The sequence below is a fragment of the Bradyrhizobium sp. 613_E4_N2_2 genome (assembly GCF_052075995.1).
Classification (GTDB): domain Bacteria; phylum Pseudomonadota; class Alphaproteobacteria; order Rhizobiales; family Xanthobacteraceae; genus Bradyrhizobium; species Bradyrhizobium barranii.
On the sequence record NZ_CP197234.1, the window covers coordinates 3,295,743 to 3,312,632 of the forward strand.

At 65.5% G+C, this 16,890-nt stretch carries 17 protein-coding genes; 11 read left to right on the forward strand and 6 right to left on the reverse strand.

Going from position 1 to position 16,890, the window contains the following annotated elements; translation table 11 throughout:
* Window positions 1-58: 58 nt before the first annotated feature.
* From AB7290_RS15500 to AB7290_RS15520, 5 genes are all read left to right on the forward strand, one after another.
* The gene (locus AB7290_RS15500) at window positions 59-256 is read left to right on the forward strand and encodes a hypothetical protein (RefSeq protein WP_085404340.1); all 198 of its coding nucleotides are present in this window, start codon (window positions 59-61) and stop codon (window positions 254-256) included.
* A 132-nt stretch (window positions 257-388) separates the two neighbouring features.
* Complete coding sequence (locus AB7290_RS15505; protein ID WP_085404341.1) at window positions 389-1,120, forward strand: GntR family transcriptional regulator; 732 nt, start codon at window positions 389-391, stop codon at window positions 1,118-1,120.
* 49 nt (window positions 1,121-1,169) lie between these two features.
* A complete protein-coding gene (locus AB7290_RS15510; RefSeq protein WP_085404342.1) occupies window positions 1,170-2,411 on the forward strand; it encodes an MFS transporter in 1,242 nt (413 codons plus the stop codon).
* Window positions 2,412-2,433: 22 nt separating this feature from the next.
* The gene (locus AB7290_RS15515; protein ID WP_085404343.1) at window positions 2,434-3,333 is read left to right on the forward strand and encodes an amidohydrolase family protein; all 900 of its coding nucleotides are present in this window, start codon (window positions 2,434-2,436) and stop codon (window positions 3,331-3,333) included.
* A 132-nt stretch (window positions 3,334-3,465) separates the two neighbouring features.
* Window positions 3,466-4,380, forward strand: coding sequence for a PhzF family phenazine biosynthesis protein (locus tag AB7290_RS15520; protein WP_085404376.1), 915 nt, complete (start codon window positions 3,466-3,468; stop codon window positions 4,378-4,380).
* A 25-nt stretch (window positions 4,381-4,405) separates the two neighbouring features.
* Here the strand turns inward: AB7290_RS15520 and AB7290_RS15525 are convergent, their stop codons facing one another.
* Window positions 4,406-4,867 carry a DUF488 domain-containing protein gene (locus tag AB7290_RS15525; RefSeq protein ID WP_085404344.1) on the reverse strand — a complete coding sequence of 154 codons (462 nt, stop codon included), beginning with the start codon at window positions 4,865-4,867 and terminating at the stop codon, window positions 4,406-4,408.
* 9 nt (window positions 4,868-4,876) lie between these two features.
* Window positions 4,877-5,713: a DUF72 domain-containing protein gene (locus tag AB7290_RS15530; protein ID WP_094184413.1), complete on the reverse strand. Its 837-nt coding sequence runs from the start codon at window positions 5,711-5,713 to the stop codon at window positions 4,877-4,879.
* 100 nt (window positions 5,714-5,813) lie between these two features.
* Here AB7290_RS15530 and AB7290_RS15535 point away from each other — a divergent pair, with 100 nt between their 5' ends.
* The 4 genes from AB7290_RS15535 (at window position 5,814) to AB7290_RS15550 (ending at window position 9,460) form a co-directional block, all read left to right on the forward strand.
* The gene (locus AB7290_RS15535) at window positions 5,814-6,197 is read left to right on the forward strand and encodes a hypothetical protein (RefSeq protein ID WP_085404346.1); all 384 of its coding nucleotides are present in this window, start codon (window positions 5,814-5,816) and stop codon (window positions 6,195-6,197) included.
* Between the two features lie 148 nt (window positions 6,198-6,345).
* Complete coding sequence (locus AB7290_RS15540; RefSeq protein ID WP_071912499.1) at window positions 6,346-6,546, forward strand: hypothetical protein; 201 nt, start codon at window positions 6,346-6,348, stop codon at window positions 6,544-6,546.
* 271 nt (window positions 6,547-6,817) lie between these two features.
* Entirely contained in the window at window positions 6,818-7,951 is a 1,134-nt protein-coding gene (locus AB7290_RS15545; RefSeq protein ID WP_085404347.1) for a glycosyltransferase family 2 protein, read from the forward strand.
* A 6-nt stretch (window positions 7,952-7,957) separates the two neighbouring features.
* A complete protein-coding gene (locus AB7290_RS15550) occupies window positions 7,958-9,460 on the forward strand; it encodes a glycosyltransferase family 39 protein (RefSeq protein WP_085404348.1) in 1,503 nt (500 codons plus the stop codon).
* Between the two features lie 13 nt (window positions 9,461-9,473).
* Here the strand turns inward: AB7290_RS15550 and AB7290_RS15555 are convergent, their stop codons facing one another.
* Together AB7290_RS15555 and AB7290_RS15560 are read right to left on the reverse strand one after the other, a co-directional pair.
* Window positions 9,474-11,360, reverse strand: a complete 1,887-nt coding sequence (locus AB7290_RS15555; RefSeq protein ID WP_085404349.1) for a CHASE2 domain-containing protein — start codon at window positions 11,358-11,360, stop codon at window positions 9,474-9,476.
* Window positions 11,361-11,421: 61 nt separating this feature from the next.
* A complete protein-coding gene (locus AB7290_RS15560; protein ID WP_063982428.1) occupies window positions 11,422-11,946 on the reverse strand; it encodes a FecR domain-containing protein in 525 nt (174 codons plus the stop codon).
* Between the two features lie 657 nt (window positions 11,947-12,603).
* Here AB7290_RS15560 and AB7290_RS15565 point away from each other — a divergent pair.
* A complete protein-coding gene (locus AB7290_RS15565; RefSeq protein WP_085404350.1) occupies window positions 12,604-13,695 on the forward strand; it encodes a DUF2778 domain-containing protein in 1,092 nt (363 codons plus the stop codon).
* A gap of 75 nt (window positions 13,696-13,770) precedes the next feature.
* On the opposite strand, the gene AB7290_RS15570 is transcribed toward AB7290_RS15565, so the two are convergent.
* Together AB7290_RS15570 and AB7290_RS15575 are read right to left on the reverse strand one after the other, a co-directional pair.
* A complete protein-coding gene (locus AB7290_RS15570; protein ID WP_085404351.1) occupies window positions 13,771-14,592 on the reverse strand; it encodes an SDR family NAD(P)-dependent oxidoreductase in 822 nt (273 codons plus the stop codon).
* Window positions 14,593-14,614: 22 nt separating this feature from the next.
* Complete coding sequence (locus AB7290_RS15575; RefSeq protein WP_085404352.1) at window positions 14,615-15,448, reverse strand: MurR/RpiR family transcriptional regulator; 834 nt, start codon at window positions 15,446-15,448, stop codon at window positions 14,615-14,617.
* A 136-nt stretch (window positions 15,449-15,584) separates the two neighbouring features.
* On the opposite strand from AB7290_RS15575, the gene AB7290_RS15580 reads away from it, so the two are divergent.
* Window positions 15,585-16,877 carry an ABC transporter substrate-binding protein gene (locus tag AB7290_RS15580; RefSeq protein ID WP_245344239.1) on the forward strand — a complete coding sequence of 431 codons (1,293 nt, stop codon included), beginning with the start codon at window positions 15,585-15,587 and terminating at the stop codon, window positions 16,875-16,877.
* Window positions 16,878-16,890 lie beyond the last annotated feature (13 nt).

Consider the following 16,890-nt stretch of genomic DNA (forward strand, 5'->3'; position numbering starts at 1 on the left):
CTCATATTGTCAGGACGCCGAAACCTCTCGGCTTCCGTTTGCCACGCGGAGAGAACCCATGACCCGATTGACCCTTGTCTCGGCCGCCCTGATCGCCGCCGCCGTCTATCAAACCCAGGCCGCAGCCGCTCGCGACGTCGCCCCGCGGCGCGCCTCGCCTCAGGCGGCTGCGGATTGCGTGAGGGCTCCGGCACAGGGCGCGTTTGCCTCAGCGCCCTACAAGCAGCCGCCCTGCACGCCGAGGGCAGCGAATTAACGCGCAAGGCGAGGTCGGGTTGGCAACGTCCGCCGGCCCGACCTCGCGTCCCCCGCGGGCATCGCCGGTTTCTCGATTGCGGTACCTTGGTAGTGCTTGACTCCTATCTCATATAGTCATCTATATGACTATATGAATGCAGCCCCGCACGACGACCGCCTGCCACGCTACCAGCGCCTGCGCGACGACCTCGCCGCGCGGATCAACCGCAATGAATGGCGGCCGGGCGAGCCGATCCCGTCGGAGGCCGAGCTCGCGGCGCATTACGGCGTCGCCATCGGCACCGTGCGCAAAGCGATCGATCAGCTCGTTGCCGATACCGTGCTGGAGCGCCAGCAGGGCCGCGGCACCTTCGTGCGCCGGGCGCGCTTCAACTCCTCGCTATTCCGCTTCTTCCGCTTCCAGTCCGAGAGCGGCGAGCGGCGCGTGCCGAAGAGCCGCATCATCCGGCGCAAGAGCGTTCCGGCGAATTCGGCCGTTGCGTCGGCGCTGCGCATCCCTGTCGGCGAGCCCGTGATCAGCCTGTCGCGTCTGCGCCTGATCGACGATGTACCGCTGCTCGCCGAAGAAATCTGGCTCCAGCAATCGCGCTTCGCACCGATCCTGGAGATCGACACCGCCGAATTCGGCGACCTGCTTTATCCGCTCTACGAGGAGCGCTGCGGGGAGGTGGTGGTGTCGGCCGAGGAAATTCTGACGGTCGAAATGGCCAACGAGATGCAGGCCCGGCTGCTGCGCCTCGAAGCGCACGCACCATTGATCGTGATCGAGCGCCTCGCGCTCGATCTGGAGCGGCGGCCGATCGAATGGCGCAGGTCGAGGGGGCCGGCCGACCGGTTCCGCTACCACGCCGAGATCAGGTGAGAGCGACCTTTCAACGACATCAAGCAATAACGAATTCAAGGGAGAAACAATGTCAAACTGGTACAGCGAAAGCTCGCCGCTGGAGCGGCGCACGTTCTGGGCAAGCTTTGGCGGCTGGGCGCTGGATGCGCTCGACGTCCAGATGTTCGGCCTTGCCATTCCCGCGCTGATCGCCGCCTTCGGCATCAGCAAGGCCGATGCGGGCCTGCTCGGCTCGGTCACGCTGTTCTTCGGCGCGTTCGGCGGCTGGCTCGGCGGCGCGCTCGGCGACCGTTTTGGCCGCGTCAAGGCGCTTCAGATTACCGTTGCGACCTTTGCGCTCGCGACCTTCGCCTGCGCGTTCGCGATGACTTACAACCAGCTCCTGATCCTGAAGGCGATTCAGGGCCTCGGCTTCGGCGCCGAATGGGCTTGCGGCGCGGTGCTGATGGCCGAGATCATTCGCCCCGAGCATCGCGGCAAGGCGCTGGGCTCGGTGCAGAGCGCCTGGGCCGTGGGGTGGGGCGCAGCTGTGCTGCTCTCGGCCCTCGTGTTCACTTATGCACCCGCCGACATCGCCTGGCGGCTGCTGTTTGCGCTGGGGCTGTTGCCCGCGCTCCTCATCATCTTCATACGCCGCGGCTTGAAGGAGCCGCCGCGCGCGGTCGCAGCCGACAAGACGCCATTCTTCGCCACGCTCTCGGGCATCTTCCATCGTGACGTGCTGCGCTCGACGCTGATCGGAGGCCTGTTTGGAATCGGCGCCCACGGCGGTTACGCGGCCCTGACCACGTTCCTGCCGACATACTTGCGCGAAGTGCGGCATCTGTCGGTGCTGGGCTCCAGCGGCTATCTCGCAGTCATCATCGTTGCCTTCTTCTGCGGCTGCATCGCGAGCGGCATCATCAGCGACCGCATCGGCCGCAGGGCCAATGTCACCTTCTTCGCCAGCGCCTGCATCGTCACCGTGCTGATCTACATCTTCGCGCCGCTGACCAACGGCGAGATGCTGGTGCTCGGCTTTCCGCTCGGCTTCTTCTCCGCCGGCATTCCGGCCAGCATGGCGGCGCTGTTCAGCGAACTCTATCCGGCCGGCGTGCGCGGCACCGGTGTCGGCTTCTGCTACAATTTCGGCCGCATCGTCTCCGCCGCGTTCCCCTTCCTCGTGGGTTATCTCAGCGACCATATCGGGCTCGGACCGGCGATCGGCATCGATGCGGCCTTCGCCTATTCGCTGGTGCTGATCGCGGTGGTGTTGTTGCCCGAAACCCGCGGCAAGGTTTTCGAACAAGCCGCGGCGACGCGCGCCTGACGCCGGATGGGGAGCGGTCACCATGATATCCCGCGAGCGTGGCCTGACGCGCCGCCAATTCGGCACAGGCCTTGTATCCCTCGTGTCGGCCACGGCCGTCGCGAGCCGAGCGAAGAGTGAGACGAGCTTGCCGACAATCGATACCCATGCCCATGTCTTCCACCGCGGCCTCAAGCTCGCGCCCGGCCGGCGCTATGCCCCAGATTACGATGCGCCGCTGGCGCTCTATCTGGAGCAGCTCGACCGCAATGGCATGAGCAATGGCGTGCTGGTGCAGCCGAGCTTTCTCGGCACCGACAATTCCTATCTGGTCGAGAGCCTGAAAACTTCCGGCGGATGCCTGCGTGGTATCGCGGTGGTCGATCCTTCCGTGACCGCGGACGAACTGCGCGCGCTTGATCGCGCCGGCGTCGTCGGTATCCGCCTCAATCTCGTCGGCCAGTCCTTGCCCGATCTCGCTGCCGGCGAATGGAAGGCGCTGCTCGGAAACGTGAAATCGATGGGCTGGCAAGTCGAGCTCCAGCGCAACGCGTCCGATCTCGCACTGCTGGCGCCGCAGCTGCTCGACCATGGCGTCCCCGTCGTGCTCGATCACTATGCGCTGCCGGATCCGAAACTCGGTGTCGCCGATCCCGGCTTCCAGTCGGTGCTGAAGCTCGGCGCGACGCGAAATGTCTGGGTCAAGACCTCGGCGCCGTATCGCAACGGCGCGAGCGGCGAGAGTTTTGCGAAGGAGGCCTATCCGCTGCTGCGTAAGGCCTACGGCCTGGATCGATTGCTGTGGGGCAGCGACTGGCCGCACACGCAGTTCGAGGCGTCGCAGACTTACGCGAAAAACAGGCAGTTTCTCGATGCGCTGATCGTCGATGACGGCGAGCGCGCGCGGGTGCTCGCATCGCCGCATCAGCTGTTCCGCTTCTGATTCTCCCTTTTGATCTCCTCGCGCGATTGCTCCGAATGCTCCGAATTTTGGGGCATGACGAGCGATGTCGCCGGCCTGTAGACTGCCGGCGATGCGGCCGGTTGAGGCCGCGACTTTCATGAGGAAGTGAAGATGCAGCGCCGCTACATCACCGTCGACGTGTTCACCGACCGCGCCTTCGGCGGCAACCAGCTTGCCGTGGTGCTCGACGCCAGTGGGCTCACGACGCAGCAGATGCAGGCGATCGCGACCGAGTTCAACTATTCCGAGACGACCTTCGTGCTGCCGCCGCACAACCCCGGCCACGACGCGGAGGTCCGCATCTTCACGCCGGTGAGGGAGCTTCCCTTCGCGGGTCATCCCAATGTCGGCACCGCTTTCGTGCTGGCCCGGCGCAGCAATGAGCCCTGGCCGCGATTGTTGTTCGAAGAGAAAGCCGGAATCGTGCCGGTCGAGATCTGGCGGGAGCAGGGCAAGGTCGTCGGCGCCGAGCTGACTGCGCCGCAGCCGCTGGCGCGTCTTGCAAAGCTGTCCGCCGCCGAGGTCGCCGCGTGCCTGTCATTGAGCGCGGACGACGTCAGGACCGATCGCCATGTGCCGGAAGTCGTCGGCGTCGGCACGCCGTTCGTCGTCGCGGAATTGCATTCGCGCGACGCGCTGCGGCGGGCGACGCCCGATGCTGCGGCGTTCGGCCGGACACTGCCGCGCGACGGCGCGTTCTCGATCTATTTCTACACGCGCGATATCCCGGCGGCGCAGGCGCCTTGCGACCTCCAGGCGCGGATGTTCATGCGCGGTGCCAGCGGTTTCGCCGAGGATCCGGCCACCGGCAGCGCAACGGTCGCCGCCGCCGCGCTGCTCGCCACGCTCGATCCACTCCGCGACGGCGAGCTGAAGCTCACCATCGGCCAGGGTTTTGACATGGGCCGGCCGAGCATCCTGCGGACGACAGTGGAAAAGGAGGGCGGCGCCCTTCTTGATGCCTATGTCGGCGGCCATTGCGTGCAGATTATGGAGGGGACGTTCGAGCTGGCGGGAGAGGGGTAGGGTCTCTCCGTCATGCCCGGGACGATCACACCTGCCGCCCCGCCAAATTTCTCACCGCCACGCCATCGCGCTCCTCGATGATCTCCGCGATCATCTGGCGGTGGCAATGGGTGTGATCGCGTTCGTAGCAGAGCAGGCAGACCGGTCCGGCCTTCATCACCAGCGCCGAGAGCTCGTCCATCTCTTCCCTGGCCTGCGGCGTCTTCAGGTGCTTTGAATAGATCCTTTCCAGCACATCGTATTGGCCGCTGCGCGCGGCGAGGCGGCCTTCCTTCGGCGTGCCGAGCGCGGCGAGATGGACATAGGCGATCCCGCGCTCATCGAGGCCCGCGGACAGCTGCTTCTTCGAAAAGCCGGGCCGGCGCGAAGAGGTCACCGCGCGCACGTCGACCACGAGCTTGACGCCGGCCTCTTCCAGCTCGTCGAGCACCGCCTTGGGCGGCGTCTGTTCATAACCGATGGTGAAGAGCTTTTTCGCCTTTGCCATGAACCATCCTCAGCTCACCCGCGCGATCAGTTCCATGGCGCCGGCCGGTGCGCGCACCTTGCCCTCGTGGATGACATAGGCGAACACGTCGCGCGGCTCTTTCTTCGGCTTGGCCTCGTCGACCTTCGGCAGATCGTCGGGTTCACTCCCCTCGGCCCAGTCCTGAAAGCGCTTGGCCCAGGCATCGAGCTGCTTCGGCGGATAGCAGGTCTTGATCTCGTCATTGCCCTTCTGGAGCCGTGCATAGACGAAGTCGCCGGCGACGTCGGCGATCGCCGGATATTTGCCGTGCTCGGCGAACACGACAGGCGTCTCGAACTCGCGGATCAGCGCGACGAAGTCCGGCGCGCAAAAACTGTCGTGGCGGACCTCGACGACATGGCGCAGCGCGCGCCCATCGAGCTTGCGCGGCAGCAGTTCCAGGAACTTGCCGAAATCGGCGCCGTCGAACTTTTTCGTCGGCGCGAACTGCCACAGCACCGGTCCGAGATGGTCGCCGAGTTCCAGCACGCCGGAATCATAGAACCGCTTGATGGAATCGCCGGCCTCGGCGAGCACGCGGCGGTTGGTGGCGAAGCGGGGTCCCTTCACCGAGAACACGAAACCATCGGGCACTTCGCTGGCCCATTTGCGAAAGCTCTCTGGCTTCTGCGAGCCGTAATAGGTGCCGTTGATCTCGATCGAGGTCAGCTTCGAGGCGGCATAGGACAGCTCCTTGGCCTGCGTGAGCTTCTCCGGGTAGAACACGCCGCGCCAGGGCTCGAAGGTCCAGCCGCCCACGCCGATGAAAATGTTGCCGGATTTTTTGGACGCGGTTTTTGCTTTGGCCACGGGAGGGTCTCGCATCGACGGGGAGGGACCTCATCCTAATCAAACCAGATGTGATTGGCCAGTTGCGCCGTCCCGTCTAAGGTCGCAACGGGACCCGCGCAAAAGGAGAACAAGAATGCGGATGCTGATGGTGGGAGCGGCGATCGTCATGATGACATCTGCTGCCATGACGTTTGGTGCCATGGCCGACGATGATGACGATGCCAAGGGTGCGCAGAAGCTCGCCATGCAGGGCCGCGACGATTACTGGCATTGCCTGGCGCGGGAATATTCGCGCGACTCCAATCAGGGAATGTCGGAACAGGATTTCGGCCGCTCGGTCGCGGGCGCCTGTCCGTCGGAGCGGCAATATTACCGGGTGGCGTTGCTCGACTATCTCACCACGCAATATCCGAACATCGATGCCGGCGCCCATCTCGCCACCGCGAACAGAGCGGTCGAGTCGGCGCAGAAGGACATCGTGACGGCCTTCGTCAAGCACAGGCCGCCGACGAAGTAGGGGAGTGGCGAATGGCCAATAGCGAATAGGGCACGAAAGCCAGCGCTCTTCATTCGCTACTCGCCATTCGCTCCTCCGCGGAGGGCTCTTCCAGCTCCGCGCGCATCCATGGTATTGCTGGACGCATCTGGAACAGGGATGGGCTTCCATGTCGTCTGAGTCGGTGGGTGGCATTCTGGGCGCGATCGTCGCGGCGGTCGTGCTTGCGGTCGCCGTCGTATTGGGGCCGATCGGCCAGTACGGCAAGCCGCCCAGGCCGGCAAAGGCCGAGCCGGCTCCGGCCGCAGCGCCCGCTGTCCCGGCCGCCCCCGTGCCGCGTGGGCCGGTGATCAAGGAAGTCCCGAACTAGCAAGGGTCTGAAAAAGAGCCGCTATGCCCCCTTGCGAAGCGGTTTTGCCGTACCTATCTAGCTTCTAACGGCGACGTTGAGTGAAACCTCCGGCGCTGGAACGACCTTGGAATAGCTTGGGCTTGCGCCGGATGTACGCGCGGTCCGCCGTTCCGGGGTCGTTGGCATTTTTGGGCCCTTTTTGGGCCTTTCCCCAAAGACCCCCGGCTCGGTAGATCTTGGCAGCGCAACGTCTTGGCAGCGCAGGACGTGGCGGATATACGCTGCCGTCATGAATGAAGCGATCAGACCGGGCTCCGGCACTCCCCCGCAGGCTCAAGAGGCGCCGGAACTGTCGGTCATCGTCCCGACGTTCAACGAGCGCGACAACGTCACGGTGCTCTACCGGCGGCTGGAGGCGACGCTCGCCAACGTCGCCTGGGAAGTCGTGTTCGTCGACGATAATTCGCCCGACGGCACCTGGGACGTCGTGCGGGCGCTGGCGCAGCGCGACAACCGCGTGCGCTGTGTCCGCCGCATCGGCCGCCGCGGCCTGTCGGGCGCCTGCATCGAGGGCATCCTGGCCTCCAGCGCGCCCTATGTGGCCGTGATCGATGCCGACCTCCAGCACGACGAGACGCAACTGCCGAAGATGCTGTTGCTGCTCGCAAGCGACCAGGCCGATCTCGTCGTCGGCAGCCGCTACATCGAGGGCTACAAGAGCGAAGGCTTCAACAAGCAGCGCGCCGGCGCCAGCGCGCTTGCGACCGAACTCGCCAGGAAGGCGTTGCGGGTCGAGATCGCCGATCCCATGAGCGGCTTCTTCATGGTTCGGCGCGACCGTTTCGAGGAGTTGGCGCCGAAGCTGTCGGTGCACGGCTTCAAGATCCTGCTCGACCTCGTCGCGAGCGCGAACGGTAGCTTGCGAGCCGTTGAAATTCCCTACACATTCGGCGAGCGCCAGCACGGCGAGAGCAAGCTCGATTCCATGGTCGCGCTGGATTTTCTCGGCCTGGTGCTGGCCAAGTTCACCAACGATGCGGTCTCGCTTCGCTTCATCCTGTTCGCGATGGTCGGGGGCGTCGGCCTCGTGGTGCATCTGACCACGCTGTTCATCGCCCTTCAGCTGTTCAAGGCGCCGTTCGCGGAGGCGCAGGCCGCGGGCGCCGTCGTCGCCATGACCAGCAACTTCGTCCTCAACAACTTCCTCACCTATCGCGACCAGCGGCTGAAGGGCTTTGCGCTGCTGCGCGGCCTGATCGCCTTCTACATCGTGTGCAGCGTCGGCCTGCTCGCCAATGTCGGCGTCGCCTTCTCGGTCTACGACCAGGAGCCGATCTGGTGGCTGGCCGGCATGGCCGGCGCGCTGATGGGCGTGGTGTGGAACTACGCGATGTCCGGACTGTTCGTCTGGCGCAAGAAATAGCTCGACATGGGCGGGGCTGACGCGCGGATCGTCCGCAATACCGCGCTGGTGATCGTTGCGCTGGTCGGCTTGCGGCTGGTCGCGGCCGCGTTCACGCCGATCACCTTCGACGAAGCCTATTACTGGATGTGGTCGAAGAACCTCGCCGGAGGATATTACGACCACCCGCCGATGGTCGCCTATGTGATCCGCGCCGGCACCATGATCGCCGGCGACACCGAGCTCGGCGTCCGCGTGTTCTCGATCCTGCTCGCGCTGCCGATGAGCTACGCGATCTACCGCTCCGCCGCCATCCTGTTCGGCGGCGCGCGGGTGGCTGCGACGAGCGCCATCCTGCTCAACGTGACCATGATGGCCTCGGTGGGCACGCTGATCGTCACGCCGGATGCGCCGCTGCTGGTTGCCTCCAGCTTCGTGCTGTTCTTCCTCGCCAAGGTGCTGGAGACCGGCCGCGGCGTCTGGTGGCTCGCCGTCGGCGCGGCGGTCGGCGCGGCGCTGCTGTCGAAATACACCGCGCTGTTCTTTGGCGCCGCGATCCTGATCTGGCTTGCGGCCGTGCCGAAACTGCGGCGCTGGTTCCTCTCGCCCTGGCCCTATCTCGGCGGTCTCGTTGCGTTCGCGCTGTTCTCGCCGGTGATCCTTTGGAATGCGGATCATCAATGGGTCTCGTTCGTAAAGCAGCTCGGGCGCGCCAAGATCGAGGACTTCCGTCCCGTCTTCATCGCCGAGCTGATCCCGACCCAGATCGCCTTCGCAACGCCGCTCGTCTTCATCCTCGGCGCGATGGGCCTGCACGCGCTGACCTGGCGCCGGGACGGCGCGCTGGCCTCGCGTGTGCTGATCGAGACGCTGTTCTGGACCATCGTCGTCTATTTCGTCTGGCATTCGCTGCATGCCCGCGTCGAGGCCAACTGGTTCGCGCCGGTCTATCCGCCCTTCATCGTTGCCGCGGCCGCCGCCGCCAATCTCGTGCAGTGGCAACCACGCGCGCAGCGCCTCGCGGATTTCTGCCTGCGCTGGGCCGCGCCCGTGGGCATCGTGATGTTTGCCGCGCTGATCGTGCAGGCCAACACCGGCTGGCTGTCGGGCTATCGCCGCGACGCGACGGTGCGCAGTGTCGGCGTCGGCTGGCGCGAGCTCGCCGCCGAGATCGAAGCGGCGCGCGTGCGCAGTGGCGCGACCTGCGTGCTCGCGCAGGACTACGGCACCACGGGCTGGCTCGCCTTCTATCTGCCGCGCGGCACCTGCGTGCTGCAGCAGAACCAGCGCATCCGCTGGGTCAACATGCCCGAGCCCGATCCAAAGCTGCTTGCCGGCAAGGTGATCTCTGTCGACGAGCTGCGCCCGGACGGCCATACCGCCCTCGACGAGCTCTTCGCGAAGGTGACGCAAATTGCGCAATTGCAGCGCAAGCGCGGGCCGCTCGTGATCGAGACCTACGGCATTGATCTGCTCGAAGGCGCCAAGGGCGACGTGCTCGACCGCTCGCCGCCGCCGGAAGCGCGGTAGGCGGCCCCAAAAATCAGTCGATCATCTCGGCCCTGGCGGTGGCCTGGCTCGGCCCGTTCTGGTCGCGCCAGAACCAGACGGTCACGACGCCGGAGCGGCCGCGGACCTGCGTGAGCAGGGGACCTGACAGAATGCCGTCGGGAGCGCCGTGGAAGTCGGCCGCATCCAGCAGCGTATCGGTCAGCGCGAGCCGCGCACAGTTCTGGGCGGCAACCTCCATCAAGCGGTTCGCGACGTTGACCGTGTCGCCCGTCGCCGTGATGTGCTGGTGGCTTTCGCCGAGGCGGGAGGCGACGATCGGGCCGAAATGCGCGCCGATCTTGAAACCAAGCTGGCCGCGAAGGGCAGGCGGCAGCGAAGCGATCCAGCGATCGACGCTGCGATACAGGTCGATCGAGCATTGCAGCGCGCGCGCCGCGTCGTCGGGCATCGCGTGTGGCAGTCCGAACAGGATCATGGCGCCGTCGCCGAGAAAGCCGGTGATCAGGCCGCCGCAATCGACCGCGGCCTTGTCGATCAGCGCGTGAAATGCCCTCAGCAGATGCTGCAGCTCGTCCGGATCGATCCGTTCGCTGAGCGTCGTGAAACCGGAGAGATCGATGAAGACGACGGCCGCATCCTGCCGGACCGGCCTGGACAGGAAATTCGGATCGCGCGTCAGCCATTCCTGCACGGCGGGCGCCTGGAATTGCGCCAGCGACCTGCTCTTGGCGGCAAAATATTGCGTGCGGCGGCCGCCGGCCCACAGCTGCACGCCGGCAAAGACCGCGACCGGCGGCACCGCGGCGGCAAGTGTCGTCGCGGCGTTCAGCCAAACGCCGTGCGTGAAGGCGAACAGATTGAGCCCGGCCCAGGCGATCATCACCGCGGCTGCCGCGATGATGCCGGGCGCGCTGCGCCGCCAGGCGAGCAGGCCGACCAGCAGCATCGGCAAAAGGATCGCGGTGAGCGCGTCGGCGATGTGGACCTTGCGGTCGCGCACGATGCCGTCACCGGAGACGAGATGGGTGATCGCGGTCGAGATCACCTCGACGCCGGGCATCAGGGAATCGAACGGTGTCGGATAGAAGTCGCCGCCGCCGGCGACCGCGGCGCCGATCACGACGATGCGGTTCTCGATCGCCGCGCGATTGAGCGTGCCGTCGAAGATGCTCTGCGCGCTGACGGTGCGGATGGTGCGGCGCGGGCCGTAATAGGTGATCGGCAGCGCGAAATCGCTGTCGGTCGAGACCGCGCGATCGCCGAGCATGAGATGATCCGGCGCGATCGTCAGCGGCTTGTCGAGCGCGCGCGCCGCGACGCGCAAGGGAAATGACAGCTCGACCTTGTCGCGGGTCCGGAACAGCATCGGCACCGAAAGTGGCGAGCCCGACTGCCCCGTCGCGACGTTGACGACTCCGACCTCGGCGTGATCGGCGAAGGCGGGCAGCGGCAGCAGGAAGCGCTCGGCCTGTGGCAGCGCGGCGAGGGGACCTTGGGTGCCCGGCTCCACGGTCTCGCTGGCGGTCGGGAAGATCGCCGCGGCGGCGAGCACCATGGGACCGGTGGCGAGCGTGTTGGCCAGCGTCGCGTCGCCGATCGCAGCGCTGCGGTCGACCAGCAGCAGGTCGATCGCGACGACCTTCGGCTTGAACTGCACGATGGTGTCGACGACGCGCGCGAGATCGGCGCGCGGCAGCGGATAGCTGCCGCCGCGTTTCACGACGGTGTCGTCGATTGCGACGATGGTGACGAGATCGGGCGGAGCCTGCACGCCGCGGACCTGGGTCCGCCAATCCGTCAGCGTCGCCTCGAGCCGATCGAGAAAGCGCAGATGACCGTTGGCGTGGCCGGCATAGATGCCGGCACCCCACAGCGCGGTGAGGACGAGTGCCACCAGGATCTGAACGCGTCTAGTCATTACGTACTGCAATCTTCTTTGTCGCCCGGGCGTTGCTGCGCGGGCCTTAATTGTCCAGGCCTTATTGACCCAGTCTTGCCATCAGCGCGTCGACGCGCGGCTGGCCCCAGGTCTTGACGGTCAACGGGCCCGTTGCCTCGACATCGACGCCTTGGCCCGGTCCGAGCACGACGCCGCGTCCACGAGCCCTGCGGCTCACACCGACACGGCCGTCAGCAACGAAGACCGCGGTCTTGGCCTCAGCCACATCGACGGCCCATTTGGTCCCGCGCACTGCGGCGATCGCCTGCGGCGTCAGCACCTTGAAGGGATTGCCGCCGGGCTTCTTGGGCACCTCGATCAGCAGCGCCTTGCTGCTCAACTCCACGGAGTCAATATGTCCGTCGCGGTTGGCGTCCTTAAGTTCAAATCTGGCGCCGTTTTCCGCAACGATGGTGATGCCGTTGTCGCAGCGCCAGACTTGCGTGCCCGCAGCCGATGGCGATGCCGTGCAGCCGACATTGACAGCCGGCTGTGCATTCGCAGACCCGATCAACTGAAACAACCACGCCAGAGCGAAAATACCGGCGCCCGCGATCCCTCTCATGCCAGCCTCCGTTTGCGTGCTTGGCACAGTTCAAAGCGATGTTGATACGGTACCGTATCACACGCAGAGGCTGCTGAAAAGTGCCGCTCTCGGAGCTATTTCCTCGGTGCGGTCTTTTCCAGTCCGGCGCGATCAACTTTCGGTCAGGGCGCCGTGCTGCGTGAGCACTCTGTGCGCGATGTGTGATGTGGGACGGGCTCTGCCGCCACCCTGCTGACACCCGCTGGAGAGGGCAGCGCGCACCAGCCTCGCGCAACGCTTCCCCGCTATTGTCCGGGTATTGAAGACCACGAAAACGACTTGGTTGGATGGCCTTAGAGGGGCGGCCTGTGACGTCCGTCCAACGTGCCGAACCGGCCGAGAATTATAGTTAACAGACGCTCCTAAGTCCGTAGTTCTGCGGACATTTTTCTCGAAATGGGACAGCGTTAACGCGGTGCCTCACATCTGCCCGAACTTAATCTGCATTTAACTAAAAGTCGCCTTAATGACGCTCCGACCTCCTGCGAGATGCTGTTCCCGGATCGTGACCAGCGGCACTTCGAAGGGGGACTGAGTGACACCGTCCTGGACGCAAGGCGAATGAGTACGAGTATCGCTGCGCAGAGTAACGCGGCACGGAAGTCCAAGAATTCTCTTCGGAAGCCTTCCCGGAAAATGACCACCACCAATTGGCTGGGCGCCGCGGCGATCGGCTGCGTCGTGATGGGCGCCGGCTGGACCATCTACAGCAACGTCCTCGGCGCCAGCGTCTATCCGACCGTCGGCAGCATTGGCTACGACGAGCCCGTGATCAAGCGCGCGCCCAGGGTGGCGCTGCGTGAGGCCGGCGAGGCCATCAGGGACACCTTTGCGCTGCTGCCCGACCGGCTCCAGGTCGCAGCCCCGATCTCGCGCGAGATGTTCAACGAGCGCTTTGCCGCGGCCGCGACCCAGGGCGTGGCGTCGAATGCGAGCGCCGCCCCCGCAACCCAGGTCGCCGTCGCCAAGGAAGCGTCGAAGGACGCCCCCAAGCAGAGCGTGATCGCGAAGGTCGCGGACGCGCTGAAGCCGGCGGCACCAGCCAAGATTGCCGACAAGTCTGCGGACAAGGCCAAGCGCGCGCCGGATGCGCAGATACAACTGGCTTCGGCCGATCCGGCCGAGATCGTGCCGGCGCCTGAGGCGAAGCCGAAATCGTTTGCCGATCGCGCCAAGGCCGCGGTGATGTCGATCACCGGTCCGCGCCAGTCGATGGTCGAGAAGCTCTGGGGCAAGCGCGAGCCGTCCGGCGGGCTGCTGGCCTATGCCTCGGCCGATGCCAGCGTGACCGCGTCCATCGCGCCGAGGGAGCAGAACCCCATGCTCGGCGGTTCGGCGCCCTATGAGCGCGACACGGCGGTCTACGACATCACCGCCAAGATGGTTTACCTGCCCGACGGCACCAAGCTCGAGGCGCATTCCGGCCTCGGCTCCAATCTCGACGATCCGCGCTCCTCGCGTGTCCGCATGCGCGGCGTGACGCCGCCGCACATCTACACGCTGAAGCCGCGCGAAGCGCTGTTCCATGGCGTGCCGGCGCTGCGCCTGACCCCGATCGGCGGCGAGAGCGCGATCTACGGCCGCGACGGCTTGCTCGCCCACACCTTCATGCTCGGGCCTAACGGCGATTCCAACGGCTGCGTGTCGTTCAAGGACTATTACGCGTTCCTCGACGCCTACCGTAACAAGGGCATCCGCAAGCTCGCGGTGCTGTCGCGGGTCGAGTGAGCTCAGTCAATTCGCGATGATCTCAAAGGGCCGCTTGCAGGGGCCCTTTTCTTTTCTTCTCTTCTCTTCTCTGCTTCAACCCGGCCAGCACTGTCCGCCGCCGTCGATCCTCAGCACCTGGCCCGAGACGAAGGCGCCCATGGGACCGGCGAAGAACTCGACGACGCGCGCGACCTCGTCGACGGTTGCGATGCGGTCGAGCGTGCCGGTCTCGACCATCCTGTCGGGGTCCACCGCGCGCGTGCCGAGGAAGCGGCCGGTGCGGGTATCGCCGGGCGCGATGCAATTGACGGCGATGTCGTAGGGGCGGAGCTGGTCGGCGAGGCATCGCGTGTAGTGGGTTACGCCGGCCTTCGACACCGCGTAGATCGAGCCCTGGGTGCGGCCCTTGAACGCGGCGACCGAACCGAGCGTGACGATGCGGCCGCGGCGCCGCTCCATCATTCCCTTCGCGACCGCCTGGCAGGTCAGGATGGTCGAGAGCAGATTGCGCTCCAGCACCGCGCGCACATCGGCCTCCTTGATGTTCACCGCGTCGTTCGGGTCCGGCTTGCCGCCGGCGGCTGCGATGTCGCCGCCGGCATTGTGCACGAGAATGTCGATCGGGCCGAGGGCTGCTTCCGTCTCGGCGATCACGCGCGCGATGTCCTCGCCCCTGGTGAGATCGCCGAGCACGCGCTGGCTGCGGACGCCGAATTGCTCGCCGATCTCTGCGGCGACCGCGGTGAGGGTGGTGCCCTCGCCATATTCCGCCGGCCCGTTCTCGCGCATGCCGTGGATGGCGACGTCGGCGCCGAGCGCGGCGAGCTTCTCTGCAAAGGCGCGTCCGAGCCCGCGTCCCGCGCCGGTCACCAGCGCCACCTGTCCTGACAATACTTTCCCGTCATGTGCAGCCATGATCTTCTCCTGTTATGAAACGTCAGTCCGCCGCGAGATCGAGCCCGATCGCCATCGCCTGCACGAGGCACATCGGTGCGACCAGCGTGCGCAGCGCCGGCTCGGGCATGTCCTGGATCTCGAACACGACGCTCGCGCCTTCGACGATCGGGCTCAGGAGGCTGTCGGTGATGGAGATCGTGGGCACGCCTCGCGCAACGAGTTCGGGAAACAGCCGCGCCGTATCCGGATAGTAGTTCCGGAAGCTGATCGCGACCAGCGCGTCCTCCGTGGTTGCGGCATGCGACTGCTCGTGGATGCTGCCGCCCGTGCCGTCGAGCAGGACGACGCGGCGTCCGAGCTTGCGCAGGACGTAGGCGAGGTGGGTCGCAACCGGAAACGAGCCGCCGAGGCCGAGCAGATAGATGTCGCGCGCCTTGGCGAGGATCGCGGTGGCGGCGTCGAGCTCGCGCGCATGCACGGATTGACTGAGCGTCACCAGCGACGATTGCGCTTCCGAGACGAAGCGCGACAGCACCGCGGCGGGCTGGCGGCCGAGCACCGATTTCTCCTCGCTCTTCATGCGCGCGAGCCGCGCCTTGTAGCTCGGCGCGACGCCGGCGACGAGGCGGGAGCGGAACACCTGCTGCATCTCGGTGAAGCCACCAAAGCCGAGCGCATGGGCGAAGCGAACGATCGCCGAGGGCGGCACGCCCGAGCGCTGCGCCACCTCGGCCACGGTGCCGAGCGCGACATCGGTCGGGTGATCGAGCACGAACTCCGCGATCTGCTGCAGCCGGCCGGATAGCGCCCGGTGCCGCTGCGCAATGGCGCCGCGCAGCTCGTCGTAGCTCATCGCGCCTTGTGCCTCGTTCATCGTCTCGGGTCTCCGGATCGGTCGCCTGTTTAACGGCATTTCACCGTTTGGATCAAATATTCCACTTTACATAATAAATGGAATGAATATTCTAATCGCAGAAAAAAGCAAAAGACTTCGAAAACGGGAGGAAACGATGAGAGGGCGTCAGATCTCACGGCGAAGCGTTCTGAAGGGCAGCTTGATGGCGAGCGTCATCGGCTGCACCGGCAGCTTCTTCGGGCCGTGGAAAGAGAATCACGCGTGGGCGCAAGGCGCGAAGCCGATCAAGCTCGGCCTGACCTGCGACGCCAGCGGCCAATACGGCAACAGCGGCCAGGATGATTTCCGCGGCATCAAGATGGCGATCGACGAGGTCAACGCCAAAGGCGGCGTGCTCGGCCGCCAGGTCTCGTTCATCACCGCGGATACCGAGACGACGCCGGCCACCGGCAGCCGCGTCGCCGAGCGGTTCATCACCCGCGAGGACTGCACCATCCTGATCGGTGCGCTGCATTCCGGCGTCGCCAACGCCATCACCCAGGTCGCCAGCAAATACGGCGTGATCTACATGAACACCAATTCCTCCGCGCCGAGCGAGGCCGGGGAGAATTGCTCGCGTGTGAAATTCGTCTGGGACGGTAACGGCACCAATTTCTCCAAGGCATCGGTCAAGAACGCAGTCGATTCCATCGGCAAGAACTGGATGCTGCTGACCAATGACTACGTCTGGGGTCACACCACGTCTGCCGCGACCAAGGCGCAGGTCGAGACTGCCGGCGGCAAGATCATCGATAATCTGCTGGTGCCGCAGAACACCCGCGACTTCACCGCCTACCTCCTGAAGATCCAACAAGCAAAACCCGACGTGGTCGCGACTGCGATCGGCGGCGACGACATCAAGGCACTGCGCGAGCAGGTGGCGCAGCTCAAGCTCGACGGCAAGCCGGCCTGGATCAACAACCAGCAGGACTGGCCCGATGTCTGGGGCGCGCCCGACAGCCTGTTCGGCGTGTTCGGCACCACCTGGTATCACAAGCTGCAACTGCCCGGCGTCGCCGACTTCGTCAAGAAATGGCAGGCCGCCAACAAGGACGGCCCGATCCCGGTGCCAGGCAACGTCTCCTACAACGGCTACATGAGCACGCGCGAACTGCTCCGTGCGATCGAGCGGGCAGGGTCGACCAACAACGTCAAGATCATCAAGGAGATCGAGAACCTCAAGGTCTCGGCAACCGATCGCATGCAGCATTTCGACGCTTACATGGATCCCGTGACGCATCAGATGCAGCAGACGATCTATCTGGCGCGGCGCAACGCCAAGCCGGCCGACAACACCGATCTGTTCGAGATCATCAGCTGGACCGAGCCGAAATCGGCAGCCGATGACGCTGCTCCCGGCAAGTGCAAGCTCACGCCCTACGAGCAGGTGCCGACCGTCGACTCCTAGCGACGGTGCGTCG

Coding starts and splice junctions, on each gene's coding strand:
- AB7290_RS15520 (WP_085404376.1), top strand. CDS start 3,466: ATGCAGCGCCGCTACATCACCGTCGACGTGTTCACCGACCGCGCCTTC.
- AB7290_RS15510 (WP_085404342.1), top strand. CDS start 1,170: ATGTCAAACTGGTACAGCGAAAGCTCGCCGCTGGAGCGGCGCACGTTC.
- AB7290_RS15525 (WP_085404344.1), bottom strand. CDS start 4,867: ATGGCAAAGGCGAAAAAGCTCTTCACCATCGGTTATGAACAGACGCCG.
- AB7290_RS15580 (WP_245344239.1), top strand. CDS start 15,585: ATGAGAGGGCGTCAGATCTCACGGCGAAGCGTTCTGAAGGGCAGCTTG.
- AB7290_RS15575 (WP_085404352.1), bottom strand. CDS start 15,448: ATGAACGAGGCACAAGGCGCGATGAGCTACGACGAGCTGCGCGGCGCC.
- AB7290_RS15540 (WP_071912499.1), top strand. CDS start 6,346: ATGTCGTCTGAGTCGGTGGGTGGCATTCTGGGCGCGATCGTCGCGGCG.
- AB7290_RS15570 (WP_085404351.1), bottom strand. CDS start 14,592: ATGGCTGCACATGACGGGAAAGTATTGTCAGGACAGGTGGCGCTGGTG.
- AB7290_RS15535 (WP_085404346.1), top strand. CDS start 5,814: ATGCGGATGCTGATGGTGGGAGCGGCGATCGTCATGATGACATCTGCT.
- AB7290_RS15545 (WP_085404347.1), top strand. CDS start 6,818: ATGAATGAAGCGATCAGACCGGGCTCCGGCACTCCCCCGCAGGCTCAA.
- AB7290_RS15530 (WP_094184413.1), bottom strand. CDS start 5,713: ATGCGAGACCCTCCCGTGGCCAAAGCAAAAACCGCGTCCAAAAAATCC.
- AB7290_RS15555 (WP_085404349.1), bottom strand. CDS start 11,360: ATGACTAGACGCGTTCAGATCCTGGTGGCACTCGTCCTCACCGCGCTG.
- AB7290_RS15565 (WP_085404350.1), top strand. CDS start 12,604: ATGACCACCACCAATTGGCTGGGCGCCGCGGCGATCGGCTGCGTCGTG.
- AB7290_RS15500 (WP_085404340.1), top strand. CDS start 59: ATGACCCGATTGACCCTTGTCTCGGCCGCCCTGATCGCCGCCGCCGTC.
- AB7290_RS15560 (WP_063982428.1), bottom strand. CDS start 11,946: ATGAGAGGGATCGCGGGCGCCGGTATTTTCGCTCTGGCGTGGTTGTTT.
- AB7290_RS15505 (WP_085404341.1), top strand. CDS start 389: ATGAATGCAGCCCCGCACGACGACCGCCTGCCACGCTACCAGCGCCTG.
- AB7290_RS15550 (WP_085404348.1), top strand. CDS start 7,958: ATGGGCGGGGCTGACGCGCGGATCGTCCGCAATACCGCGCTGGTGATC.
- AB7290_RS15515 (WP_085404343.1), top strand. CDS start 2,434: ATGATATCCCGCGAGCGTGGCCTGACGCGCCGCCAATTCGGCACAGGC.